The 23,000-nt window shown below is 65.1% G+C and carries 23 protein-coding genes and 1 pseudogene; 9 read left to right on the top strand and 15 right to left on the bottom strand.

All coding sequences use genetic code 11. From position 1 onward, the window contains the following. Positions 1 to 20: 20 nt before the first annotated feature. Both AC56QQ_RS12395 and AC56QQ_RS12390 read right to left on the bottom strand, forming a co-directional pair. Positions 21 to 1,010, bottom strand: a complete 990-nt coding sequence (locus tag AC56QQ_RS12395) for a sugar ABC transporter substrate-binding protein (protein ID WP_497127468.1) — start codon at positions 1,008 to 1,010, stop codon at positions 21 to 23. A gap of 80 nt (positions 1,011 to 1,090) precedes the next feature. Then, a complete protein-coding gene (locus tag AC56QQ_RS12390) occupies positions 1,091 to 2,152 on the bottom strand; it encodes a LacI family DNA-binding transcriptional regulator (RefSeq protein WP_489862461.1) in 1,062 nt (353 codons plus the stop codon). A gap of 146 nt (positions 2,153 to 2,298) precedes the next feature. Between AC56QQ_RS12390 and AC56QQ_RS12385 the strand changes: the two genes are divergently transcribed. Beyond that, positions 2,299 to 3,330 (top strand): hydroxyacid dehydrogenase, encoded by a 1,032-nt coding sequence (locus AC56QQ_RS12385; RefSeq protein ID WP_497127466.1) that lies wholly within the window; start codon positions 2,299 to 2,301, stop codon positions 3,328 to 3,330. A gap of 88 nt (positions 3,331 to 3,418) precedes the next feature. Here the strand turns inward: AC56QQ_RS12385 and AC56QQ_RS12380 are convergent, their stop codons facing one another. Then, on the bottom strand, positions 3,419 to 3,832 hold the full coding sequence (locus AC56QQ_RS12380) for a GFA family protein (protein ID WP_489862463.1): 414 nt from the start codon (positions 3,830 to 3,832) through the stop codon (positions 3,419 to 3,421). A 241-nt stretch (positions 3,833 to 4,073) separates the two neighbouring features. On the opposite strand from AC56QQ_RS12380, the gene AC56QQ_RS12375 reads away from it, so the two are divergent. Next, entirely contained in the window at positions 4,074 to 6,617 is a 2,544-nt protein-coding gene (locus AC56QQ_RS12375; protein WP_497127464.1) for a patatin-like phospholipase family protein, read from the top strand. Positions 6,618 to 7,231: 614 nt separating this feature from the next. Then, the gene (locus tag AC56QQ_RS12370; protein ID WP_497127462.1) at positions 7,232 to 7,537 is read left to right on the top strand and encodes a hypothetical protein; all 306 of its coding nucleotides are present in this window, start codon (positions 7,232 to 7,234) and stop codon (positions 7,535 to 7,537) included. Positions 7,538 to 7,887: 350 nt separating this feature from the next. On the opposite strand, the gene AC56QQ_RS12365 is transcribed toward AC56QQ_RS12370, so the two are convergent. Beyond that, positions 7,888 to 7,977 carry a putative RiPP precursor gene (locus AC56QQ_RS12365; RefSeq protein WP_497127460.1) on the bottom strand — a complete coding sequence of 30 codons (90 nt, stop codon included), beginning with the start codon at positions 7,975 to 7,977 and terminating at the stop codon, positions 7,888 to 7,890. A gap of 407 nt (positions 7,978 to 8,384) precedes the next feature. Here AC56QQ_RS12365 and AC56QQ_RS12360 point away from each other — a divergent pair. Further along, positions 8,385 to 10,426 (top strand): annotated as a pseudogene (locus tag AC56QQ_RS12360) (acyltransferase family protein). 221 nt (positions 10,427 to 10,647) lie between these two features. Then, positions 10,648 to 10,950, top strand: a complete 303-nt coding sequence (locus AC56QQ_RS12355) for a hypothetical protein (RefSeq protein WP_497127457.1) — start codon at positions 10,648 to 10,650, stop codon at positions 10,948 to 10,950. Between the two features lie 58 nt (positions 10,951 to 11,008). Here AC56QQ_RS12355 and AC56QQ_RS12350 read toward each other — a convergent pair whose 3' ends face one another. The 3 genes from AC56QQ_RS12350 to AC56QQ_RS12340 form a co-directional block, all read right to left on the bottom strand. Next, the gene (locus AC56QQ_RS12350) at positions 11,009 to 11,608 is read right to left on the bottom strand and encodes a DUF6456 domain-containing protein (RefSeq protein WP_497127455.1); all 600 of its coding nucleotides are present in this window, start codon (positions 11,606 to 11,608) and stop codon (positions 11,009 to 11,011) included. A gap of 162 nt (positions 11,609 to 11,770) precedes the next feature. Beyond that, the gene (locus AC56QQ_RS12345) at positions 11,771 to 12,211 is read right to left on the bottom strand and encodes a hypothetical protein (RefSeq protein WP_497127452.1); all 441 of its coding nucleotides are present in this window, start codon (positions 12,209 to 12,211) and stop codon (positions 11,771 to 11,773) included. Then, positions 12,132 to 12,812: a YdaU family protein gene (locus AC56QQ_RS12340; protein WP_497127449.1), complete on the bottom strand. Its 681-nt coding sequence runs from the start codon at positions 12,810 to 12,812 to the stop codon at positions 12,132 to 12,134. The genes AC56QQ_RS12345 and AC56QQ_RS12340 overlap by 80 nt, the downstream gene beginning before the upstream one ends. Before the next feature lie 89 nt (positions 12,813 to 12,901). Between AC56QQ_RS12340 and AC56QQ_RS12335 the strand changes: the two genes are divergently transcribed. Together AC56QQ_RS12335 and AC56QQ_RS12330 are read left to right on the top strand one after the other, a co-directional pair. Then, complete coding sequence (locus tag AC56QQ_RS12335) at positions 12,902 to 13,183, top strand: DUF982 domain-containing protein (RefSeq protein ID WP_497127446.1); 282 nt, start codon at positions 12,902 to 12,904, stop codon at positions 13,181 to 13,183. Between the two features lie 105 nt (positions 13,184 to 13,288). After that, positions 13,289 to 13,597 carry a DUF982 domain-containing protein gene (locus AC56QQ_RS12330; protein WP_497128971.1) on the top strand — a complete coding sequence of 103 codons (309 nt, stop codon included), beginning with the start codon at positions 13,289 to 13,291 and terminating at the stop codon, positions 13,595 to 13,597. 237 nt (positions 13,598 to 13,834) lie between these two features. On the opposite strand, the gene AC56QQ_RS12325 is transcribed toward AC56QQ_RS12330, so the two are convergent. Then, positions 13,835 to 14,548: a GcrA cell cycle regulator gene (locus tag AC56QQ_RS12325; protein ID WP_497127443.1), complete on the bottom strand. Its 714-nt coding sequence runs from the start codon at positions 14,546 to 14,548 to the stop codon at positions 13,835 to 13,837. Between the two features lie 124 nt (positions 14,549 to 14,672). Beyond that, positions 14,673 to 14,939: a hypothetical protein gene (locus tag AC56QQ_RS12320; RefSeq protein ID WP_497127439.1), complete on the bottom strand. Its 267-nt coding sequence runs from the start codon at positions 14,937 to 14,939 to the stop codon at positions 14,673 to 14,675. 220 nt (positions 14,940 to 15,159) lie between these two features. On the opposite strand from AC56QQ_RS12320, the gene AC56QQ_RS12315 reads away from it, so the two are divergent. Continuing rightward, positions 15,160 to 15,855, top strand: coding sequence for an XRE family transcriptional regulator (locus tag AC56QQ_RS12315; RefSeq protein ID WP_489862475.1), 696 nt, complete (start codon positions 15,160 to 15,162; stop codon positions 15,853 to 15,855). 66 nt (positions 15,856 to 15,921) lie between these two features. Here the strand turns inward: AC56QQ_RS12315 and AC56QQ_RS12310 are convergent, their stop codons facing one another. Next, on the bottom strand, positions 15,922 to 16,224 hold the full coding sequence (locus AC56QQ_RS12310; protein WP_497127436.1) for a hypothetical protein: 303 nt from the start codon (positions 16,222 to 16,224) through the stop codon (positions 15,922 to 15,924). A gap of 117 nt (positions 16,225 to 16,341) precedes the next feature. Between AC56QQ_RS12310 and AC56QQ_RS12305 the strand changes: the two genes are divergently transcribed. Beyond that, a complete protein-coding gene (locus tag AC56QQ_RS12305; protein ID WP_497127433.1) occupies positions 16,342 to 16,779 on the top strand; it encodes a hypothetical protein in 438 nt (145 codons plus the stop codon). Positions 16,780 to 17,004: 225 nt separating this feature from the next. On the opposite strand, the gene AC56QQ_RS12300 is transcribed toward AC56QQ_RS12305, so the two are convergent. The 5 genes from AC56QQ_RS12300 to AC56QQ_RS12280 form a co-directional block, all read right to left on the bottom strand. After that, positions 17,005 to 18,021, bottom strand: a complete 1,017-nt coding sequence (locus tag AC56QQ_RS12300) for an ABC transporter permease (protein ID WP_497127430.1) — start codon at positions 18,019 to 18,021, stop codon at positions 17,005 to 17,007. Then, complete coding sequence (locus tag AC56QQ_RS12295) at positions 18,018 to 19,595, bottom strand: sugar ABC transporter ATP-binding protein (RefSeq protein WP_497127428.1); 1,578 nt, start codon at positions 19,593 to 19,595, stop codon at positions 18,018 to 18,020. The genes AC56QQ_RS12300 and AC56QQ_RS12295 overlap by 4 nt, the downstream gene beginning before the upstream one ends. A gap of 217 nt (positions 19,596 to 19,812) precedes the next feature. Continuing rightward, positions 19,813 to 20,760 (bottom strand): substrate-binding domain-containing protein, encoded by a 948-nt coding sequence (locus tag AC56QQ_RS12290; RefSeq protein ID WP_497127426.1) that lies wholly within the window; start codon positions 20,758 to 20,760, stop codon positions 19,813 to 19,815. 311 nt (positions 20,761 to 21,071) lie between these two features. After that, positions 21,072 to 21,647: a GGDEF domain-containing protein gene (locus AC56QQ_RS12285; RefSeq protein WP_497127423.1), complete on the bottom strand. Its 576-nt coding sequence runs from the start codon at positions 21,645 to 21,647 to the stop codon at positions 21,072 to 21,074. Then, the gene (locus AC56QQ_RS12280; protein ID WP_497127420.1) at positions 21,629 to 22,987 is read right to left on the bottom strand and encodes a PAS domain-containing protein; all 1,359 of its coding nucleotides are present in this window, start codon (positions 22,985 to 22,987) and stop codon (positions 21,629 to 21,631) included. The genes AC56QQ_RS12285 and AC56QQ_RS12280 overlap by 19 nt, the downstream gene beginning before the upstream one ends. Positions 22,988 to 23,000 lie beyond the last annotated feature (13 nt).

The following is a 23,000-nucleotide window of genomic DNA, read 5'->3' as shown; positions in this document are numbered from 1 at the left end:
CCTACTCCCCTATTCCCTTCCTACTTCACGTATTCCAGCATCGGCTCCTTGCCGGCCTCGAGCACGTCCTTGGTCAGCACCAGGGTCGGCACGGCGATGCTGTCCTCGACCTTTTCGCCGGCCAGCGCCTTCTTGACGTTCTCGACCGCCTGCTTGCCGACGAGGTAGGGCAGCTGCGCAACGGAGGCGTTGAGGCGGCCGTCCTTGATCGACTTCACCGCATCCGAATTGCCGTCGACGCCGATGATGGTCACCTGCGGACCTTTGCCGGCGGCGTAGACGGATTCGACCGCGCCGAGCGCCATGCCGTCATTGGCGCAGAAGATGGCGACGAGGTCGGGATGCGCCGTCAGCGTGTCGGTGGCGATCGAGGCCGCCTTGCCGCGATCCCAGTCACCCGGCAGCGAGGCGACGATTTCCAGCCCCGGCGCCAGCTCCTTCAGCTTGTCGGCAAAGCCCTTGGCGCGCTTCTCGCCGGTGATGTTGCCGGACAGGCCCTCGATCACCAGCACCGGACCCTTGGCGTCCTTGCCGAGCTTGGAGACGAGATAGTCCGCGCCTTGCGCGCCGGCCGCGCCATTGTCGGAGCCGATGTGGAAGGTGACCTTGATGCCTTCCTTGTCGAGCACCGCCTGGTCGAGATTGTTGTCGAGGTCGACGATCTTGATGCCGGCGTCCTGCGCCGCCTTGAGGCAGGGCAGCAGGTTGGTCGAGTTGATGGCGGCGGTGATCATCGCCGCCGGCTTGCGCTCCAGCATGGTGTTGCACAAATTGAGCTGCGGCTCGGCCGCCTGGTCGCTTTCAGCCGCCTGCTGGAAGTATTTCACGCCCGCTTCCTTGGCGCCGGCCTCGACGCCCTGGGCCATCGCGCCCCAGAACGGATTGGCCAACGTCTTCATCAGCACGCCATATTCGCCGTCCTCGGCCTTGGCCACGGAGATGGCCGAGAACGCGATTGCCGCGCCCAAAGCCAAAGTAAATCGATTTATCTTCAGAGCGAACGGTGTCATTTTGGTTTCCTCCGGTTGATGTCACGTGCCGCGAGCCGAGGCCAGGCGCGGCGTTTGCCTTCCGTCTTCGACAATGGGGGCTATTGTCGGTCTCCTCCCCCGGAATGCGGGACGTTGCCTGGCGAGCCAACGGATTCCCGCATCAAAACCTTGCAAGGTTCGAGCCGCGCGATCGGCGGCCCCTCCTCGCCTTCAATCCTGGCAAACAGCGCCTCCATCGCGTGGCCGGCGATCTGCCGCACCGGCTGCACCACGGCGGCGATGGCCGGCCATGTCACCTGCATCCATTCGGCATCGTCGAAGCCGACCAGCGAGATATCGTTGGGGCAGTGCCAGCCGCGCCGGCGGAATTCGGACAGCGCCACCAGCGTGCCCTTGAGGAACAGCGAATAGACCGCCGTCGGGCGCTCGCCTTTTGCAAAGTAGTCGCGCAATTGCGCCCTGAGCGGTTCGACATCGGTTTCGGCCAGCACGACATCGATGCGGACGTCCGGCGCCAGTCTGAGCGCGGTCGAGCGAAACCCGTCGAGGCGGGCGCGCACCGTGGCCGCCTGCTCGCCAAGGCCGATGACCAGGATGTGGCGATGGCCCTTGCCGATCAGTTCGCGCGCCACTTCGGCGCTGGCGGAAGCACTGTCGGCCGACACTGTGTCGAAGGCGTCGTCCGACAGCACGCGGTCGATCAGCACGCCGGTCATGCCATTGGCCTTCATGAAGGCCGCCGCCGGGCCATGCTCGTTGCGCACCGGCGCCAGCACCACGCCGGCCACCCGCCAGTCATGCATGCGGGCGAGGATCTCCTTTTCGCGTGCTTCGGATTCGCGGCTGGATGCCGCCACCAGCGTGTAGCCGCGCTGCTCGGCGAGGCTTTCGAGCTGGCTGACCATCTGGCCGAAGAACTCGCTTTCGAACTCCGGCATGATGGCGCCGATGATGCGGCGCTTGGCCCGCCGCATGTCGGAGGCCAGCGGATCGACGCGGTAGCCGAGATGCTCGACGGCGTCGAAGACACGCTGCGCATTTTCCGGCTTCACCGTGGTGACGCCCGCCATGACCTTGGAGACGGTGGCGGCGGACACGCCGGCGCGGCTTGCCACGTCGTGGATCGACGGACGCCGCTGCTGGGCTTGCCGATGCGCCATTGGTCCTCCTCCCGAGGCGCGGACATCAGCATTTTTTGTCCGCTGCCAAAATGAGTAAATCGATTTTTCGTTGTTGTAAATCGTTTAATCGGAGGTATTTTGTCCGTCGAGAAAACGCGATGCGGATCGCGTCGGGAGGAATCTTCATGTCAAACAGCGCCTTGCCACTGGTCATCAGCGCGCCGGAACCACGCACGCTCGATCTCATCTTCACGCCGGATCAGCTGGCGCGCTTCAGGGCGAAATACCGCATCGTCGAGGCGACACCCGATGGCGTGGCCAAGCTGCCGGCCGATGTCCTTGCTGAAGCGCGCTACATCGTCGGCCAGCCGCCGATCACGCCCGAGACGCTGGCAAGCCTGAAGGCGCTGCGCTGCGTCTTCAACGTCGAGACCAACCTCCTCAACAACATGCCCTACGAGACGCTGTTTTCGCGCGGCATCCATGTCGTCACCACCGGCCTGGTGTTCGCCGAGCCGGTGGCCGAGCTTGGCCTTGCCATGGCGCTCAACCTCGCCCGCGACATCGTCGACGCCGACCTCGCCTTCCGCCATGGCAAGGAGTTGTGGGGCGGCGACGGCAACCAGACGGCGCGGCTCCTTTCCGGCGCCGATGTCGGCATCATCGGCTTCGGCGATCTCGGCCGCGCGCTGAACCGGCTGCTGTCGGGCTTCCGCACCCGCACAAAGGTTTTCGATCCCTGGCTGCCGCCGTCGATCCTCATCGACAATGGCGTCGAGCCGGCCTCGCTGGACGAGGTGCTGTCGACCAGCGACTTCGTTTTCGTCGTCGCCTCGGTCACCTCTGAGAACCAGGGTTTTCTCGGCGCCGATGCCTTCGCCAGCATGCGCAAGGGCGCCGCCTTCATCCTGCTCAGCCGCGCCGGCGTCGTCGACTTCCCGGCCCTGATGGCGGCGGTGAAAAGCGGCCACATCGTCGCCGCCAGCGACGTCTTCCCGGAAGAACCGCTGGCGCAGGACCACCCGGTGCGTGCCCTGCCCGGCTTCCTGCGCTCTGCCCACCGCGCCGGAGCGCTGGACATCGCCTTCAAGCGCATGGGCGACATGGTGCTGGAGGACATGGACCTGATCGACCGCGGCCTGCCGCCGCTGCGCTCCAAGCGCGCCGAACGCGAGACCGTGTCGCGGATGCGCTCCAAGCCGGTCGACAAGAACTAGGGGTTCAGTTCCGCCACATCGCAACCCGCTACGACCGCACGCTTCAGCCGACATGGCTTTCGCAAAACTCGCCGCCGTGCGATTCTGGCTACGAGCGCGAAGCCTGGTCCTTCGTATAGTCAGGCCCAAACCGTGTGGGCAGGCCGTCGGCGAGTTTCAACCAAGGCAGCTTCTCCTCAAAAGCGACATGCAGCGTTGGTGCAAATTTTTCCGGCTCCTCCATCGCCGCGGCAAAGAAATGCATGACACCGGACATGTTCTTTGAGCGGAAGGACAGCGGCGTGCCACAGTTATCGCAAAATGTTCTTTCCACACCGGGAGAAGAGTTGAACACCTTCGGTGGTTTGCCCAGCCATCGCCATTGGCTGTCCAAGACCCCAATGTAGGTGGTCATCGGCGCAGAACATTGCCGCCGACAACTTTCACAATGGCAGCTCACGCAGGCCTGTGCCGAGCCGGCGACTTCAAAAGCAATAGCGCCACACAAGCAATGACCACGCATGCAAATTCTCCTTGAGCCAACTGACCTGAGCGATAATTTATACTGGTCGTAAGGAGGGGGTCGCCGTGAAATGCGCTGAGCCGGCGCCCAATTCCGACATTCGACGCAAGCGGTTGTGTTCGCGTGCGCGAGGCGTTGCCTCCCCGCCCATGGACATGGCCCGCGGTACGCGCTTTAGTGACACAAGGATATCTCCCTACAATACAGACGGCGTGCGGTTCCCAAGTAACGGAGATCGAGCGTGCTCCTGAATTTTGTTGATGTCTTTCGTCGCGAACTGAGCGTCATCAATTTCCGTCGCGACTCCATACGCAACGGCATGGTGGCCGAGCGCAGGTCGCAGACCGCAAGCAAGGCCGCTCGCCATTTTGTTGTCGATCGCGGCGACGCGACCCTCGACGACACAAGGTCCGACCCACAGCGTGGCACGGTCCGGACGGAAAAAACCAGCAATCTTACCGGGATAGCCCTGTCGGGCGGGGGCATGCGCTCGGCCTCGTACGGCCTCGGCGTCTTGCAGGCGCTGGCGTCCCTGTCGCCAGCGGGCACTCCGCGCCCGCTCGATGCCGTCGACTATCTTTCCACGGTGTCGGGCGGCGGCTATATCGGCACGTCGGTCGTGGCCGGGATGATGCAGGACAATCGCTCATTCCCGTTCGAAAGCCGGCTCGATGAAGCGGAAACGCCTGAAACGCAGCATCTGCGTGACTTCTCCAATTTCCTGGCGCCGGCCGGTGCCCCGGACTATCTGGTGACCATCGCGCTGGTGATGCGCGGCCTGCTGGTCAATGCCCTGATCGTTCTGCCGGCCTTGTTGCTGCTCGCGGCCCTGACCATCCTGATCAATCCGACCGTATCCGACCTGATGACGCCCGGCATCTTCGGCTTTTCGGCCTCGAAATTGTGGATGCTCGGCGGAACCATGAAGCACTTTGCGCATACGATGGTTCTGGCCGCGCTGGCGGCATTGCTGATGTTCGGCAGCGCCCTCTACACGTCGCTTGCGTTTCGCAGGGACACGCTGAAGAGCCGTGAAGTTCTCGGCCGTGCCCTGGGCGCGCTGGTTGCACTGGTGCTCGCCTCGGCCATCATCGAGATCCAGCCTTTGGTGCTTTCCGGGATGCTCGCCAACGCGAACGACAAGCAGATCACCTCGGCCAGGGAAGTCATCGTCCTGGCGCAGCCCTTTCAGGATCTGCTCGCGGCTTTCGCGAGCATTCTGCCCTCGCTCGCCACGGTGCTGGCCCCAACGGTGGCGGTTCTCATTTCCGTCGCGCAGAAACTGGCCAAGCTTGCGGAGGCATCGCTCGGCGATGTGACCTGGAGCGCGGCGATGAAGAAAAACAGCAGCCGATTTGCATTGTACCTTGCCGCCGTGATCGTGCCGTTCATGCTGTGGATAGCATACATATACCTGAGTTACTGGGCGATCCGGAAAGGCGACGAGTGGTGCGGCGTGGAAACCCCGCGCTGGCTGAAAGCGATCACGCATTGCCAGGCGGATTGGTATGCGCATTGGCAGATATGGCCCCTGTCCCGACTTGGTCCGATCGGCGTAACATATCTGGGCGTCGCCTTGGCTCTCTCGGCCGTCTGCCTGTTGATCGGGCCGAATGCGAACTCTCTCCACAGGCTCTATCGCGACCGCCTCAGCCGCGCCTTTCTCATGCAGAGGAAGACGATAGGCAAGAAACCGTCGGAAGCCGTCGACACCTGGAAATTCTCCTCGTTGAAGCCGTTCGACGAGAAAGCCGGAAGCTGGAAGGAGGGCGCCGCCTTCTCGCCCTATCTTCTGTCGAACGCCGCCATAAATCTCGAGGGCTCGAAGGATCTCAACAAGCGCGGGCGCAACGCCGACAATTTCATTTTCAGCCCGCTCCATGTCGGCAGCCAGTCGACCGGCTATGTCAAGTCGAAAGATATCGAGCGCGTGGTGCCCGACCTCAGCCTCGCCACGGCAATGGCGACCTCAGGCGCGGCGGCGTCCGCCAACATGGGACGGCAGACCATCAAGATCCTGACGTTCAGCCTCTCGCTCCTGAACATCCGCCTCGGCTACTGGCTCGCCAATCCCGCCCGGATCAATGCGTTCAAGAAAGGCTTGAACCGATGGATCGCCAATGTCGGCACATGGTATTTCGCGGCGGAGACGGCCGGGCTTCTGAATGAGAAACAGCTCAACGTGTACCTGACCGATGGCGGCCACATCGAGAACCTCGGCATCTACGAGTTGCTCCGCCGCCGCTGCAAGGTCATCCTGGCGGTCGACGCCGAGGCTGATCCGGCGCTGACCTTTCCATCGCTGGTCAATCTGGAGGTGATGGCACGCATCGATCTCGGCGCCAGGATCGACCTGGGATGGCAGGCGATCCAGTCCAATTCGCTCGGCATCACGCCGGCCGCGCCCTATGGCCCTGGCGGCCCGCCCGGCCGGCATGGCCCGCACGCCGCCATCGGCATCATAAAGTATGACGACGACGAAACTGGCGTCCTGATCTATATAAAACCGTCATTGAGCGGCGATGAGAACGACTACATCCTCGACTACTTCAGGCGGAAGCCAACCTTTCCCCACGAAACGACCGTCGACCAGTTCTTCACCGAGGAGCAGTTCGAGGCCTATCGCGCCCTGGGCTTCCACGCGGCACGCGGACTTCTTACTGGCGCCGACAATTTTGGGAAGCCCGCGGCGGCCCCGGAAGGCTGGCGCGGCCAGGTTGCGGAAGCTCTGGCCCTGCTCAATGTGCCAAAATCAATGGCAACGGCGATCGTCGCCCATATCTAGCCGCTGGCACCGCCCTCATGTGCAAGCGCTGGAACCTTTGCGCGACGTTAGCGTTCTTCACTCGGATCGTCTCCCATTCGATCCTCCTCCAATCAACACCCCGCAAGGCCCCGGCCGGCGGGGTTTTTTCATGCGCCGGCAGAGGACCGAACTTTGGTTTGACCTTGCTGTCAGGCGAAGCGCCTGCCCTGTTGGCGAACCTCGCCGTCGCCTTCGACAGCGGGCTCTCGCGGGTTTTCATTGCGATGGAACGATCATCTTGCCGTGAAGTTTTGAAAGCAGTCGGGCGGTGGGAAGCCCGGCATACTCCAGAAGGCCCGTCGCGATTCGCGTCGGTGGCGGGCCTTTTTGGAACCTGTTCCATTCCGGTGGAATCTCGGTGTTTGCGGTACGATCTCCATCGGAAACCCGTTCCCACTTTTTTGACGAGCACTCCAGGCTCGCCCATCAAAGCGAAGCTTAGCGGGAGCGACCCAAAAAGCCTCAAGGTGTTCTCGACTATAGTTCGCCAGAATTTTCCATTTCGCACAAAAAGTCCGGAACTTTCGTCCAGACATGCCGTTTGCCACAGGATCGTTGCTTCGACGATCTCAAGGCAATAGGAGGATCATGCCATGAATATCAAGATGATCTGTTTTGGCGCCATGGCGCTTTCGATGGTTGCTGGTTCGGCCCTCGCCGCCGGCGCCACCGGAACGTCCGCTCTCGACGACCCGGCCAAGATGCAGCCCTTCTACACGGACTCCAGCATGAAGAAGATGGTCGGCAGTGACGACTTCGTGAAGGCCTGGAAGGCGCTGTCACCTGAAGACCAGAAAATGGTCATGGCGGCCTGCGACGACGAGGCCAAGAACGCGAATGCCGCCAACAGCCATCCGGAGTTCTGCAGCAGCGTGAAGGCAAACGGCGGCAGCAAGTAACTTTAGCTGCCTCAGCGGTGTCTTCGTCCAGATAGACCAGAGGACGCGACGCCGCGAAAACCGACCCCGCCGTCCTCAGCGTGGCGGCGGGGGTTGGCTGTCTCGGCTCGCGGGACCTTCAGGCGTTCAGCCCCGATCCACGACCAAGTTATTAATCGACCAGCGAGACCACGGCGGCCACGACAGCCGAAAGCTTCTGGCGCTTTTCAAGCACCGGCTTTTCGTAGGTTTTTTTCATGTGATGTCCCCATTGGCCCCAATAGGTAGCCAGAAGGCACTCCCGGAAAGATCTTGTCAAGCCGCAGCCAACACCAGGCGACGCCCTCGCTTAGAATCGCGAAGGGCGCTCGCTACTGGAGCTGGGAGCTCGGCGGAACCGCCGTCACGGCGGACAGCCTTTCGCGTTTGTTGAGCGTCGGCTTTTCGTAGATCTTCTTCATGATTTCCCCCATACCCAGATCAACAGCGCCTGGCGCTCCAGCCGCAACGAGGCTCAGGTCGGGCCCGATACAGCGACAGCGACCACCTTCGACAGCCGTTCGCGCTTTTCCAGAACCGGTTTCTCGTAGATCTTCTTCATGGATGTCCCCAATGCCGCAGGATTTGCCTTGGGGGCAGGTCGCAGCAGTAGCCACCGCTTGTCAAGTCGTGGCCAAAAGGTGTTTTCAGGAGCGTCCCGCAAGCGCCTGGATTTCCAGCGATCTCTCGTCGTCAGCCGGCCTGCCGTCCGGCCCATTTCCGTCGCCTTCCCTTTTTCGCCATGTTGCGATGCGAAGAGTTTGCTGCATTGCAATATCAGTCTGCCGGCCGCCGCTGGCGACGGGCGGGCTTGTACGAAGGAGCCGTCATGGCAGCATCGTTCCGGCCGGACATACAGGGGTTGCGCGCGCTCGCGGTCGGCGGCGTCGTCGCTTATCATTTCGGCCTCACCGCGCTGCCCGGCGGCTTTGCCGGCGTCGATATCTTCTTCGTCATCTCCGGCTGGCTGATCACCACCCACCTCATGCAGGAGATCGGCGATACCGGCCGGCTCGACCTCTGGCGCTTCTATGCCCGGCGGGCGCGGCGGCTTCTGCCGGCGGCACTCTTTGTCATCCTGGCCACGCTTGCCGCCGGTTACTTCATCCTGGCGCCGCAGGAACAGGCGCTCTATTCGCGCGGCGCCATGTTCGCCTCCGCCTATGCCATCAACCTGTGGCTGCTGCGCTGGTCGTTCGACTATTTCGCCACGGACGCCACCAGCAACCCCTTCATCCACTTCTGGTCGCTGTCGGTGGAGGAGCAGTTCTACCTGGCCTGGCCGGCGCTGCTTCTGCTCGCCGCCTGGCTGCGTCCGGGCCGGCGAACGACTGTCGCGGTGATCGGCGCGGCCGGCCTCGCCTCCTTCGCCGCCTGCCTGTGGCTGACCAGCGCGGCACCGGCCTGGGCCTTCTATTTCTCGCCACTGCGCGCCTGGGAGTTCGCCGCCGGCGGCCTGGCGACACTGGCCCCGGCGGCGCTTCTCCGGCACCGCCCCGGCTGCGCGCAGCACTTGGTTGGCTCGGCCTGGCGCTGATCGCGGCGGCCTATCTCCTGTTGAGCGAGGACCTGCCCTTTCCCGGCTGGTACGCGCTGCTGCCGGTCGCCGGCACGGTGCTGGTGCTGCTCAGCGGCGCCGGCGAGCAGGCTGGCGGGCAGAGCACGCAGGCCCCCGGCCCGGCCGCCGCTTTGTCGCTGCCGCCCTTGCAATGGATCGGCACGCTCTCCTATTCGCTCTATCTCTGGCACTGGCCGGTCATCGTCTACGCGCGGATGCTGGCGCCGGATCTCAACGCGCCGCAGCGCCTTGGCTGCGGCCTGCTGGCTCTGGCGCTGTCGGTGCTGACCTACCACCTGATCGAGAACCCGGCGCGGCGTGGCGCCTGGCTGACGGCGGGCGCGCGGGCGCCCGATCCTGGCGCAAGGCCCCAGGGCAAGCGCTACGCGCTTCTCTCGGGAAAACCGCTCCGCGCTTTCCCTGGAATTGCTCTCATCCCCGCTTTGGCGCTGACCGGCGTGGGCGTGGCGGTGGCCTATGCCAACGCGCATCTGGCCACGCGCAACATCGACCAAGCGCAGCGCGGCATCGACCAGGCGGCTGAACGGCCCTCCACCGCGCGCGCCACCGACAAAAACTGCCTGCTCGACTTCCACACGGTGACGCCCAAGCCCTGCGTGTTCGGCGCGACGGACGCCGCCCACACCATCGTGCTGTTCGGCGATTCGCATGCCGACCACTGGTCGACGCCGCTGGTCGAGGCGGCCAAGCGCAACGACACCAAGGTGGTCACCTATCTCAAATCGTCATGCCGCGCCTCGCGGCTTTCCACCTTCAACACGGTGCTGAAGCGCGACTACACCGAATGCGACGCCTGGCGCGAACAGGCGATAGCGGACATCATCCGCAGCAAGCCGCGCCTGGTGGTGATCTCGGAATTCTCGATCGGCAATCTGACGCGCGAGATGTCCGCCGCCGGCCGCGCCGCCGAGACCGCGCGCTGGCAGGCCGGCCTGCGCTCGACCTTGCAGGCCTTCAGCCGGGCCGGCGTCGAGACGGCGGTGATCCGCGACACGCCGATCAACGACAGCTTCGCCGACACGTGCGTTGCCCGCGCGCTGTGGCAGCGCGAGACCCCGTCGCGCTGCGACACGCCAAGGGCCGACGCCGCCAATGACGGCGCCGCCGCCGCCGAGCGCGCCGTCGTGGCGAGCGTACCCGACACGCTCTATGTCGACCTCACCAACCGCTTCTGCGGCCCGACCTCCTGCCACGTCGTCATCGGCGGCAAACTCGCCTTCCGCGACCGGCATCATCTGGCGACCGCATTTGCGGAGACGCTGGAGGGGCCGATTGAAAGGGCGTTGTTTTAGGATGGGTTAGTCCCTTCTCCCCGTCTCTAAACGAGGTGAGATTGCGGAGTTCGCCCACCCAGTTGTGCGCGACCAGCAGTCGATGGTTCTCGTCTATCCAAATCAGGTAGCCCAGGCGCCTCCCGCCCCGGCGTATGCATGGTTCGTCACATCTTGCGAATCTGTGGAACGAGGCTGCGTCTCGGGGGTTATATTAGATGAACCTTGAGAAGGAGGTAGCCATGAAGAAGCTCCTGCTTGTTTCGGTTATCGCCATTGCCTCGGCGGCGGCGATGATCGCCCCCGCGGACGCCCGCAGCCGCATCATTATCGGTCTCGGCGGCTATGCCGACGACTATTACGGCAACGACTACTACAATGGTTATGACGGCTACGGTGATCGCTACTATCGCCCCTATTACGACGCCTACGACAACGGCTACAGGCCGCGTTATTTCCACCGGCATCATCGTTGCCACATCGAGCTGGTCAAGCACTGGCGCCATCACCACAGGATCGTCGAGGAAATCCGCGTCTGCGGATGACCTGATCTTTTGAAACCGGTCCGACCGGCATTGCCGGTCGGATCGCTGCGTCCCGCTCTCACCCCACCCTTCTCCCCATCATCCCATAGTGCACGGCCAGCAGATCCAGCCCGACCTTCAACAGCTTCGTCACCACATCGCGGCCCTCCCCCGTCTGCTCGGCCAGGCTCTTGATCGAGCCGCCGGCGCAGCAGACTTGCTGCACCACGGAGGCCAGTTCCCAGTGGCATAGCGCCCTCGTGGCGGCGGCGTGGGCGCGGCCGGCGTCGAGCACGCTGTCGGCGATGCCACCACCCTGGCGGCCGCCGTCGACGCGCTCGGTCCAGCGCATCGGCTTCACGCTGGCCTGCTGGCTGCACTGGAAATCCTCGCGGTAGCGCTGGCCGGCCTCGCGCTGCTGGCGCGACAGCGAGGTGATGCCGATGAGCGGGTCGACATTGCGCACCCGCACGATGCCGCCGGTTGAGGTGAAGCCGTCATTCGACACCTCGTAGACGCGGCTTGCCTCCCGCGTGCCGGCGTGGAGCCGCTTGCGGCCGAAGGCGTCGTCCTTCAGCGCGAAATCATGGCCGATCTCGCGGCGGATGCGCACCTGCTCGGCCTCGCCCTTGGGCAGCTTCGGCGCCTGGGGTTTTGCGGGTCTGGTCTTCCCGGCCATGGGGGGCTCCTTGGTTGGGTGGTGGCTTGGGAGAATTTGGGGTCCTCGCCCCCGCAAAGCGGGGGAGAGGTGGCTCGGGCAAAGCCCGAGACGGAGAGGGGGGCAGCGCGGCGGCTGCAGAGAAAGGCGGCGCGGCGGACCACTTAATCTCGTGCTCCGTCCTCAACCGGCTTTGACTTCGCAGAGACCGCCCCCGTCCCGGCTACGCCGGGCCACCTCTCCCCCGCTTTGCGGGGGCGAGGAACCCAGACTTTTCGAAGTCGCAGCCTTCGCAATCGATGGGTCCGCCCTTGCGACCTGCGGCTTCGAGGAACCCAGGTTCTGCAGCACCCCTCTCCTCGCCAGCAGCTCGCGGATGGCGCGGCGTTCGCGCAGTTCGATGCAGAGCTGCGCGCTGGAGGGGCAGAACTGCGCGTTGCCGGTCTTCACCTCGCCGCGCATGAAGCGCTGGATGGCGGACTGCAGGTCGGCCAGCTCGGCCTCCTGCACGGCGCTGAGATAGCCACGCATCTGCATGTCGACGTCAGTCAGCGCGGATTGCGGGAAGCATGAGAACATCGCGGCCAGCGCCTTCGTCGCCTGCTGCAATTCGGCTGCGGTCATGGTTTTGGATCTCCTCGATGATGGCGTTGGCGGCGTCGCTATGGGTTTTCGGCTGATGCCAGCCGGCCGGCTTTTTCGGCCTGGCTGTGCGCGGGGAGAAACGCCGCGCGTCTTCTTGCGTCCGGCCCGCAAATCCCTGCGCGATTTCGCGGGAAAAGGCGCCGGCCTTTTCCCGGGAAAAAGCGGCAGCTTTTTCACTCTGGTTTCTGGACTCTGGAAGATGCCGCGGCAAAGGGCCGGCATTTGCCGCCGCATGCGCCTTTGTTTTCAAGGCGGTGGCGGCGCCGCCGCGTGCCCCGGCGGCGGCCCTCGCCTGGCTTTTGCCCTGGGCTTTGTGCAGCTCCCTGGTCAGCCGCCCGTGGCCGATCTCGCCGTCCTCGCGCTCGAAAAAGGTCAACAAGTCGGCGCTGAGCGCGCGCCATTTCTTCAGCGACAGGCGCGCCACCCGCGCCAGCTTGGCGTCGTCGTCGGGCAGCCGGCCGCCGGCATTCCACATCGCCATCAGCAGCAGCATGTAGGCGCCGATCTGCTCGGTGGAGAGCTGCAGCGTGTCGCCGACGAAATCGGAGACGTAGAGCTGCATGAAGGGGCGCTCGCTCATGCCGCCACGCCCATATTCAAGCTACGTCTGATGGAACCAGCGGCGGGGTTCGACGTTTTGTCGCGTCGATGCCAAGGGGAGGTTTGCCGATGACGGCCTTCATGCCGGTTACTCTGCGATTTTGTGACAACACTACCATGCTGGTCGGCTCGGTGGCCGACGCCGCGACCGCGCTCGGGAACCAATGGCCCGACAAGACCGCACCTGGCTACGTCGAGGCGGCAAGGCTGGTGGCATTGGCCGTGGACGGCACCTGCACCCAGCGCATCGCCTTCGACGCCTTCATCAAGGTAGCCGGGCAGCAGGGCATACTGGTTGCCAAGCCGCGGAGCCGGGCGCATGATTGGCTCGACGCCGCCGCCGGTCCGTGACGCCGGCGCGGATGTGATGCAACCGCCCGCCAGCCTTGCGCGTTTATGAGCGCGGGCTTGGATGCCGCGCGCAATGCCAGATCGAAGGTGAACGCCGTGGGTACGATGAAGACCGGGGTGCCGCTCAAGGTGCGGATGGAGGGTGAGGTGGAAGAGATCGACAGCGTCAGCGACGCCGCCGATTTCCTGCAGCGCTGGCCAATCGAGCGGCGCGGCCACATATACCGCAGCGCGCTCAACGCCTGCAGTGCGGCCATCGCCGCGCAGATTTCCGAATCCGACGCCATGAAAGTGTTCACCGGCTTCGCCCGGGTCAGCGGCATCCTCGTCGCCGAAGGCGGTCCGGCCATGATGCTCGAGGCAAGGACCGTGCAAAGCCGCATGCCCAAGCAAGGCCGCCACATCCCGAAATAAGGCTGTGCGGCTTTCGGTTCGATCCTGCTTCATCTGAAATCCTCGCGACCGCTCGTGCGCGTTTGCCTGCCATGTCAGCGCCGCCCCTCATCCGTCTGCCCGCACGTGGACGGGAGAGGGGCGGCGCCAACGCTTCGGCAAGTAGGCGTCGGTTGTTGCCAGATTTCGCGGCGCTGGCGCCGCCCCTCATCCGCCTGCCGGCACCTTCTCCCCGTATAGGGACGGGAGAAGGGATGCTCACCCCGGCTCCGCCTCGAAAACGCGGCGGCGGAAGCGCGCCTGGTGGTAGTCGCAATAGCTTTTCAGCGCCCTGGTGCGCATGCCGCAGCACAGCATGTCGGCGCCCGGCCGGCCGCCCGGCGCATCGTTTTCGGGGTCCTCTTCCAGCGTCAGATCCAGCGGCGCGCGGCAGCGGCCGAACAGGCAGTCGATGAAGCGCATCGCCACGCCATGTGGCTGGCGACCGATGGCGGTGCGCGGCGGCACCGGCACTTCCAGGCGATAGGCTTCGCCGTCGGCCACCAGCACGCCGACCTCGCGCGCATACAGGCGCGGCGGCAGCCAGGCCGGCGGCGGGTCGCGCTTCGGCCGGGCCTTGCTTTTGCGCGCACCGGCGCCCTTCGCAGCGTGCAGGTCGCCGACCTTCCCGGCGCCGGTAGCCGACGTGCCGCCGGCCTTGTCCGTTGCCGGCAGGCCATTCGCCGGCTTGGTTCCCGTTCGTTTGCTTACGGCCTGCCCGGCGGCGGCTGTCACGTCCTTTGATATCCCCCTGCCATTGGCAAAGCCGATCGCGCCCAGCATGGCGTTGCGGTGCACGATGCCGATGATGGCGTTGCGTGACACGCGCGCGCCGCGCAGCGCGCTGAACGCCGCCGCGATCCTGGAGGCGGACAGCCCGTCCTTCAGCCAGCGCGCGATCTCCTGCAATTCGCTGTCGGTGTAGCCCGCCATGTCTGGCCTCCATCCAATGTTCAGCCTTCGGCCGCACTTGAGCGCGCCGTCGGGCAAGCGTCAGGGTTCGGCCCACCGGGCCGCATTCGTGGTTGTCTGTTTCGAGGTCCCGGCTGACGCGGGGTCAGCCGGGCCGGGCCGATCGTCCGGCGGCAAGGCGCGAAAGCCGCACCTCGGCGGTCTTCTGGTCGGGGGCGGAAACCGCCCTGCCCGTTGCCGGCTCGAACAGGATGACCGTGCCATCCTGCGTGCGGATGCATGACCGGGCAGACGGACCGGCAAAGCCGGAGCCAGCGCCATGCCTGTGGAATGGGGGGCCGGAGCCGCGGGGAGCGGCGGCTCCGGCCGTTCCGGTCGCCGGTGACGGGCGGACCGGACCCGAGGCGTGCAAGCACGGAGCCTCGGGCTTCGCCCCGGCCGGGGAGGAGGACGGCCAGGACGGAAGGGAATGGCTGGCGACTTCAGTCGCCTGATGTGCCTCATACGAGGCCGGCGCCAGGGCGCCATCGAAGCTGGACAGGTTCTGCATGACCAGATATAAGCATAACTCAAAAATAGATGCAAGCCATTCTTTCATAGACGAGAGCCGCTTTCATCGCTCACATGGCGCCATGGCAAAGACGGAACTGTCGATCAAGGTCGGGGCGGCGATCCGCAAGGCGCGCAAGCAGCGCGGCCTGGTCATGCGCCATATCGCCGAGCACAACGAAACCGACGTTGCCGCCGTCGGCAACTGGGAAACCGGCCGCAACCTGCCCAAGACCGAGAACCTGCTGAAGACAGCCGCCTTCCTGCGCGTCGACCCTGTCGCGCTTGGCAAAGGCGAGGTCGTCTTCCTCGACGATGCCGGCCCGGTGGCCGACGCCGAAATCGTCACCGATGCCGCCCCCCTGCCCGCCGGATCGATGGATATCGAGGTGCTGGGGGCCGCGGTCGGCGGCGACGACGGCGACTTCACCTTCAACGGCGAGCCTGCCGGTTATGTCCAGCGCCCGCCGGGGGTTCGCAACCTGCCGAAAGTGTTTGCGCTGCATGTGCTCAGCGATTCCATGGTGCCGCGCTACGAACCCGGCGACCTGATCTATTGCGGCGGTCGCGACGCCGTGCCCGGCGACCATGTGGTCATCGAGACTTTTCCGGAAGAAAACGAGCGCAACGGCAAGGCCTTCATCAAGAAGCTGGTCAAGCGCACCGCCGCCGAGCTGGTGGTCGAGCAGTACAATCCGCCCAAGACGCTGACCTTCAACCGCTACGCCATCAAACACGTCTGGCGTGTGATTCCGCTGAAGGAATTGCTGGGGTACTGAGGGGGCTCTTTCCTTCTCCCACAAGGGGAGAAGGAAGAACCAGCGCCAGCACTCGCCGCCGCCCTCTCAAGCCCGCTTCGATCCCTCCAGCGGCACCTCGCGGTCGTTCAGCATCCGCGCTTCACTGCGGACCCGCTGGCGTTCGTCGATGAACGCCGCCTGGATCGACACCGCGGCGCCCGGCAGCCCGTCGGCGCGGCAGGCCGAGCAGACGATGCGCCCCGACAATGCGGCCAGCGGCGTGTTCCCCGTCACCCCGAACCGCTTGAGCTGATCGGGCCGCCACCACCTGTTGCGGCCGCAATCCGCGCACTCGACGGATATCGAGGCGACATGCGAGATCACCGGTTCCTTGCCTGGCAATGCCATCGCCCCTCTCTTGCCTTTTGTTCCTGATTTGTTCGCATATTCCTGCGTTTTGACGTGAGAGTCGAGTCGCGCCTTTCAAACTTTCCCAAAAGTTTTTCTTCTATAATTGTTTGAGTTATGCTTATATACACTCACAAATGCGAGTCGGAGGGAGAACCGCCCGCCGCATCAGTTCCGGGAGCGACGATGCACGCCCTTGCCGCCGATTTCGCCCGCGCCTGCGGTTACACAGGCGACAGCCCTGCTTTGCTCGAAGCCTTCGAGGCGATCCGCCGCAACGGCATCCAGCGTGCCCGCTATGATCATCTGCGGCGCAAGGCCGTCATTGACGAGCTGAAACAGTCGGAAGCCTTGTTCCTCGCTGCTATCGGCCCGGCGCTGTCGGCGGAGGAAGCCATCGAGGACACCACCCGCTTCATCGCCTGCTGGCGCAACATGCCGCGCTGGCGCCGGGAGCGGCGCCAGGCCGACCTTGTCAGGGCCAGGCAGCAACGGCTCGTGGCGCGCTATTTCCGTCGGTACGGCCATCAGCTTTGGGCGCTCCAGGCGGCGTGAGCCACAGCGGGTCTGGGGCGCTGCGTTGGCATCGCCTTCTCCCCTTGTGGGAGAAGGTGGATCGGCGCGCTAGCGCCGAGACGGATGAGGGGTGCTGGAAGAAATGAGGCGTCGGTAATTCTGCTCTGTCAAAGCGTCTGCCAAGCTGGAACCCCTCATCCGACCGAGCTTCGCTCGGCCACCTTCTCCCACAAGGGGAGAAGGGATCACCGCCATGCCCGGCCCTCACCTTCTCACCCGCGACTTCAACCACCGGTCAAACGCCACCGCCAGGATCAGGATCAGGCCGATGACGATGCTTTGCGTGTAGGACGACACATTGTTGAACTGCAACCCGTTCTGCAGCACGCCGATCAGCGCCGCACCCACCACCGTGCCGCCGACCGAGCCGATGCCGCCGAACAGCGAGGTGCCGCCGATGACGACGGCCGAAATGACCGTCAGCTCGTAGCCGATGCCGGCCACCGCTTCCGACGAGTTGAGCCTCGCCGACAGCACGAAGGCGGCGAGCCCGGCGAAGAAGCCGACGATGACATAGACCGAGACCAGGATGCGGTCGACGCGCAGGCCCGACAGCCTTGCCGCCTCGGCATTGCCGCCGACGGCATAGACGGCGCGGCCGTAGCGCGTGTAGCGCAGCACGATATGGCACAGGATGGCGGCCACCGCGAAGATGATCGCCGGCACCGGCACCGGGCCGATCAGGCCGGTTCCGAACCAGCGCATCGAGGCGTCGAAGCCCGAGATCGGGCCGCCATTGGAGATGGTCAGCGTCAGCCCGCGAAACACCGTCAGCCCGCCCAGCGTGACGACGAAGGGCGGCACTTTCAGCCTGGTGATGGCCAGCCCCTGCACGCCGCCGGCGGCGGCCCCCATGACGGCGGCGGCCAGAAGTGCGGCGAACCAGCCATAGCCTTGCGTGCCCGACGTCGACAGCGACAGCGTGTTGGCGGTGCCGCCCTTGGCGACCACGGCAGCGACCATGCCGCAGAAGGCGAGCAGCGAGCCGACCGACAGATCGATGCCGGCGGTGAGGATGACGAAGGTCATGCCAAGCGCAATCAGCCCGGTGATCGAGATCTGGCGCGTGATGTTGAACAGGTTGATCGGATCCATGAAGCTCGGCTTCAGCACGGTGAAGACGACGATCAGGGCGGCCAGGAACAAGAGCGGCCCGAAACTCATCAAGAGCCGCGCGACATTGATGCCGCCGCGCTGGTTCTGTTCGCCCGCCACGCTCATCGTGCCTGCCCCTTCGCGTCCTGCCTGTCGAGCGCCATCAGTTCCATCAGTTTCTCCTCGTTTGCCTCGACGCCCTGCATCTGGCCGGTGATGCGTCCGCGGCGCATGGTGACGATGCGGTCCGACACCGCCAGCACCTCGGGCAGTTCGGACGAGATCATCATCACCGCGATGCCGCGCGCCGCAAGCTGCACCAGGATCTGGTGCACCTCGGTCTTGGCGCCGACATCGACGCCGCGCGTCGGCTCGTCGACGATCAGCACCTTGGGATCGCGCGCCAGCCAGCGCGCCAGGATCACCTTCTGCTGGTTGCCGCCCGACAGGCCCTCGATCGCCTGCTCGGCCGATGCCATGCGGATCGACAGCATCTTGCGGAACCCGGCAAGCGCATCGCGCTCGCGCCGCTCGGCCATGAAGCCGAAGCCGTTGCTGAAATGCCCGAGCGACGCGACGGAGAAATTCGGCAGGATGCCCAATGCGGCAAAGATCGCCTGGTGCTTGCGGTCCTCCGGCACCAGGCCGATGCCGAGCGCGATGGCATCGGCGGGCGACGCCGGTGCGATCGGCCTGCCGTCGAGCGTGATGGTTCCCGCCGCGATGCGGTCGGCGCCAAAGATGGCGCGCGCCAGCTCCGTGCGGCCCGAGCCGACGAGACCGGCGACGCCGAGGATTTCGCCGGCCTTGAGGTCGATGTCGACGCCATCGAGCACGATGGCATGCGGCGCCTCGGGGTCGCGCACGGTGCGCAAGCCGCGTACCGACAGCCTGATGTCGCCGGCAACGGCGCGCTGTGCCGGCCGCGCATAGAGTTCGGACGCGGCGCGGCCGACCATCTTCTCGATGATGGCAGGCAGTTCGATCGGTCCGTTGTCGCGGTCGAGATGGCCGGCCAGCCTGCCGTCGCGCAGCACCGTCATGCGGTCGCAGATGGCGGCGGCCTCCTCCAGCCGGTGGGTGACGAACATGATGGCGACCTTGTCCTTGCGCAGCCGGTCCATGATCGACAGCAGCCGCTGCACCTCGGTCTCGGTCAGCGCCGAGGTCGGCTCGTCCATGATGATCAACCGGCTTTTCAGCGACAGTGCACGCGCGATCTCGACCAGCTGCTGTTCGGCCACCGACAGCGCCGAGACCGGCGTCATCGGATCGATCGTCAGACCGACCCGGGCGATGATCGCGCGGGAGTCTTCCTCCATGCGCCGCCAGCTGACCAGACCGAGCGCACCGGTCGGCGCGCGGCCTATGAAGATGTTCTCCGCCACCGTCAGCGTCGGGATCAGGCTGAGTTCCTGGTAGATGGTGACGATGCCGAGCCGCTTGGCATCCTGCGGGCTCGCGGGCTGATAGTCGGCGCCATCGAAGGTGATGCGGCCGCTGGACGGCGGCATGACGCCGGACAGGATTTTGAGCAGCGTCGACTTGCCGGCGCCGTTCTCGCCCAAAAGGCCGAGGATTTCGCCGGGCCTGATGTCGAGCGAGACGTCGCTCAGCGCGGTGACACCGGAAAAATGCTTGGTGACGCCCTCGACGGAAAGCAGGACGGGTTCGGGCGATGCGGCTTCAGCTGGCGACAAAGGTTGCTCCCGGAAACATGGGACGTCTGCGCTGCCCCTCACCCTTACCCTCTCCCCGTATAGAGACGGGGAGAGGGGGTCGCCAGCGTCGAAGCGCTTCCCTTCTCCCCGTAACTTGACGGGGAGAAGGTGCCGGCAGGCGGATGAGGGGCGACGCAAACTTCGGCGATCGATCTTGCTCGCGGGACACTGTCCCGACCACGCCGATCACAAGCCCCTACTTCGTCTCGCCGATCCGCTCCGCCTTGTCGAGATTGTCCTTGCCGATGACGATCGGCGTCAACAGCACCAGCTTCTCCTTCGGCTCGGTCTTGTCCTTGGCATAGGCGACAGCGATGCGCACCGCGGTGCGCGACTGCTCGCCCGGGAACTGCTCGACGGTGCCGGCAAGCTTGCCGTCGCGCACCGCGACCAGCGCTTCCGGCAGCGCGTCGAAGCCGTAGATCTTGACGTCGGTGAAGTTGCGGGCCGCACACGCCTCCATGGCGCCGAGCGCCATGTCGTCATTGGCGCAGACGATGGCGTCCGGCTTGCCGTTGGCGGCAAGGCCCGCCTCGGTCACCGACAGCGCCTCGGCGCGGGCGAAGTTGGCGGTCTGCTCGAAGATGATCTGATACTTGTCCTTCAGGGGATCGAGCACGTTGTGCACGCCCTTGTTGCGATCGATCGCGGGCCCAGCACCTGGCTGGCCCTGCAGGTGGAAGATCTTGGCGCCGTTGGGGAACGCCGCCACCATGGCGCTGGCCTCCGCCTCGCCGCCCTTGACGTTGTCGGCGCCGACATGGGCGAGGATGCCCTCGACGCCGTCGACGCGGCGGTCGATCGTCACCACCGGAACGCCCGCCTTGACCGCTTCCTCGATGGCCGGCGCCAGCGCGTTGACATCGAGCGGCAAGATGACGATGGCGTTGACCTTCTGCACCAGGGCCGCCTCGATGTCGGCGGTCTGCTTGGTGGCCGAGTTCTGGCCGTCGCTCTCGGTCAGGTTGACGCCCTGCGCGGCGGCCTCGGCCTTGATCTCGTTCAGCATGTGCACGAAGAACGGGAAGCCGAGATTGGGCACCGAGCCCAGAATGGTGAGCTTGTCCTCGGCGAACACCGAGGGCGCGGCAAGCATCATGGCGCCGAGCGCCGCGGACGACAGCAGGAATTCACGTCTGTTCATGGGATCCTCCTCCACAAGAACGCACGACCCCGAAAACCGGGATCGGTTTCAGGAAGGATCATGCGTCGGTTCAAAGTGTTGGAGCATCCTCCCTGCGCTAGACAACGCATGCCGCTCCAGCTGGCCGCCGCTGTAAAAAAGAGCCTCCCATCGACGCCTGCGCGCGGATGCTAACCCAGGGTCAACCATTTGTGCAACATCGATATAACAGAGCTGCCGGGGCAAATTATCGGAATTGTCGGATTTTTGGATTTCCGCTGCGGGCCGTCCTTTACCGGATGCGAGATAGGAAGGCCGAGCCCCCCGTCGGCTCAGAGCCGGCGCCGCCCGCCGGTGGAGTGTGGCTCGCTGAGATGCGGACGCCAGCCGTGGACCCTGTCCCGCCCCGCCGCCTTGGCACCATAGAGGGCCTCGTCGGCGCGCCTGAGCAGGTCCGCGATCTCGATCGGCGCGCTGCCGGGATCGAAGGTCCCGACCCCGATGCTGACCGTGACGATGCCCTTTTCGCTACCGGCATGCGTGAGCCCGAGGTCGCGCACCTTGCCCCTGAGGTTTTCGGCGATGACGAATGCGCCTCGCGCGTCGGTTTCAGGCAGGATGAGCGCGAACTCCTCCCCGCCATAGCGGGCCGCCGAGTCGGTCGGCCGCCGGGCCGTGGCCTTGATGCAGCCGGCGACGGCGCGCAGGCATTCGTCTCCCGCCGGATGGCCATAGTGGTCATTGAACCGCTTGAACCAGTCGACGTCGATGATGAGCAGGCTGAGCGGTATCGCGCTCCGCTTGCCGCGGGCGAATTCAAGCGCCAGCGCTTGATCGAAGGCCCGGCGCGTCAACAGCTCGGTCAGCCCGTCGCGGTGCGCCAGCAGGTTCAGCTTCTCGTTGGCCACCAGCAGCTCGGCCTCGATATGCTTCGCCTCGGTGATGTCGGAAAAAGGCTCAGGCTCCCGCCATCGCCGGTCGGCCTGGTCCGGACGTCGAGCCAGCGCCCGTCGGTGAGCCGGACCTGGCGCGTGCTGGCTTGCGTCTGCGTCGCCACGATGCCGCCGATCCAGTCCTCGACCGTGCCCTGCGGCACGATCTGTTCGCCGCGCGCGGCCGAGGCGCGCAGGATATCGCGATAGTCGGCGCCCTGCACCCGGAGATCGGCCGTCAGCGGGAACATGGCCCTGTACCGGGCGTTGCAGAGCACCAGCTTGCCATCCTGGTCGAACATCACCAGGCCATCGGCCATGTGCGCCAAGGCATCCGCCAGCCTCATCCGGCTTTCGGCCAGCTCGGTCTCCAGTTGCCTGCGCGCGGTGATGTCGCGATTGTGCGTGATCAGGCCGACGATCGCCCCGGTCTTGTCCCTGAACGGCGCTTTCAACGTCGCCAGCCAGCCGTCGGTTCCATCGTCATGGTGAAGGTGCTGCTCGATGGTGGATGGCACGCCTGATGCGAGAATGGCGAGCTCGTCCTGGCGGAATTTCTGCGCCGTTTCCCGCGGGTAGAAATCGAAATCCGTCTTGCCGATCAGCGCCTTTGCATTCGTTGCATGCATCAGCTCGGCCGTTGCCGGATTCGCGACGATGAACCGCCCGTCGAGGTCCTTGACGTTGAGGCAATCGGGCAATGTCTCCACCACCGCCTTGAAGATCCGCCTGGAATGCAGCGCCTCGAGACGGCGCCTTTCCTGATAGAGCGCAAGCCCCGAGACCGCGACCGAGACGAAGATCAGCAGGGAGGATGGGAGCGTCACTTTGGGCAGAACGACCTGCAGGACGGATTGCGGCAGCACGCTGAGGCTTAGCAGCGATCCGGCCGCGGTTGCCGCCCCCAGAATCATGATGTCCGGCATGGTGGGCGAGCGCCCCCTCAGGGCAAGGTTGCCGGCAACACCGATCAGCATGGCGGCCGCGATCCCCACGGCACCGGCGAATTCGCCAATTCCGCCCTCGAAAGCCCGGTAGGCACCGGCCATGACTCCGGCGATGAGGCCGGCGACCGGGCCACCGAAGAAGCCGGCAACGGCAATCATCGTCGCTCTCAGGTCGACAAAGACACCTGGCTGGAGATGCATCGGCGTCAGCATCAGGGTGATGGCGCCGGCGCCCATCAGCAGGCCGAAGGCGGCCGCCCTTATCGCCGCCGGCTTGCGATCCAGCCACACATGCGTGTGGATCCAGACCGAAACGAACATCGCCACAACCGCGAGATTGGCCAGCAATTCGGACCAGGGCGAACCCATTGCGCACCTTTCC

The sequence above is a fragment of the Mesorhizobium sp. RCAM 05099 genome (genome assembly GCF_059683685.1).
The sequence above is the reverse complement of the archived record's forward strand: the minus strand, read 5'-3'. Positions and strand labels throughout refer to the sequence as shown.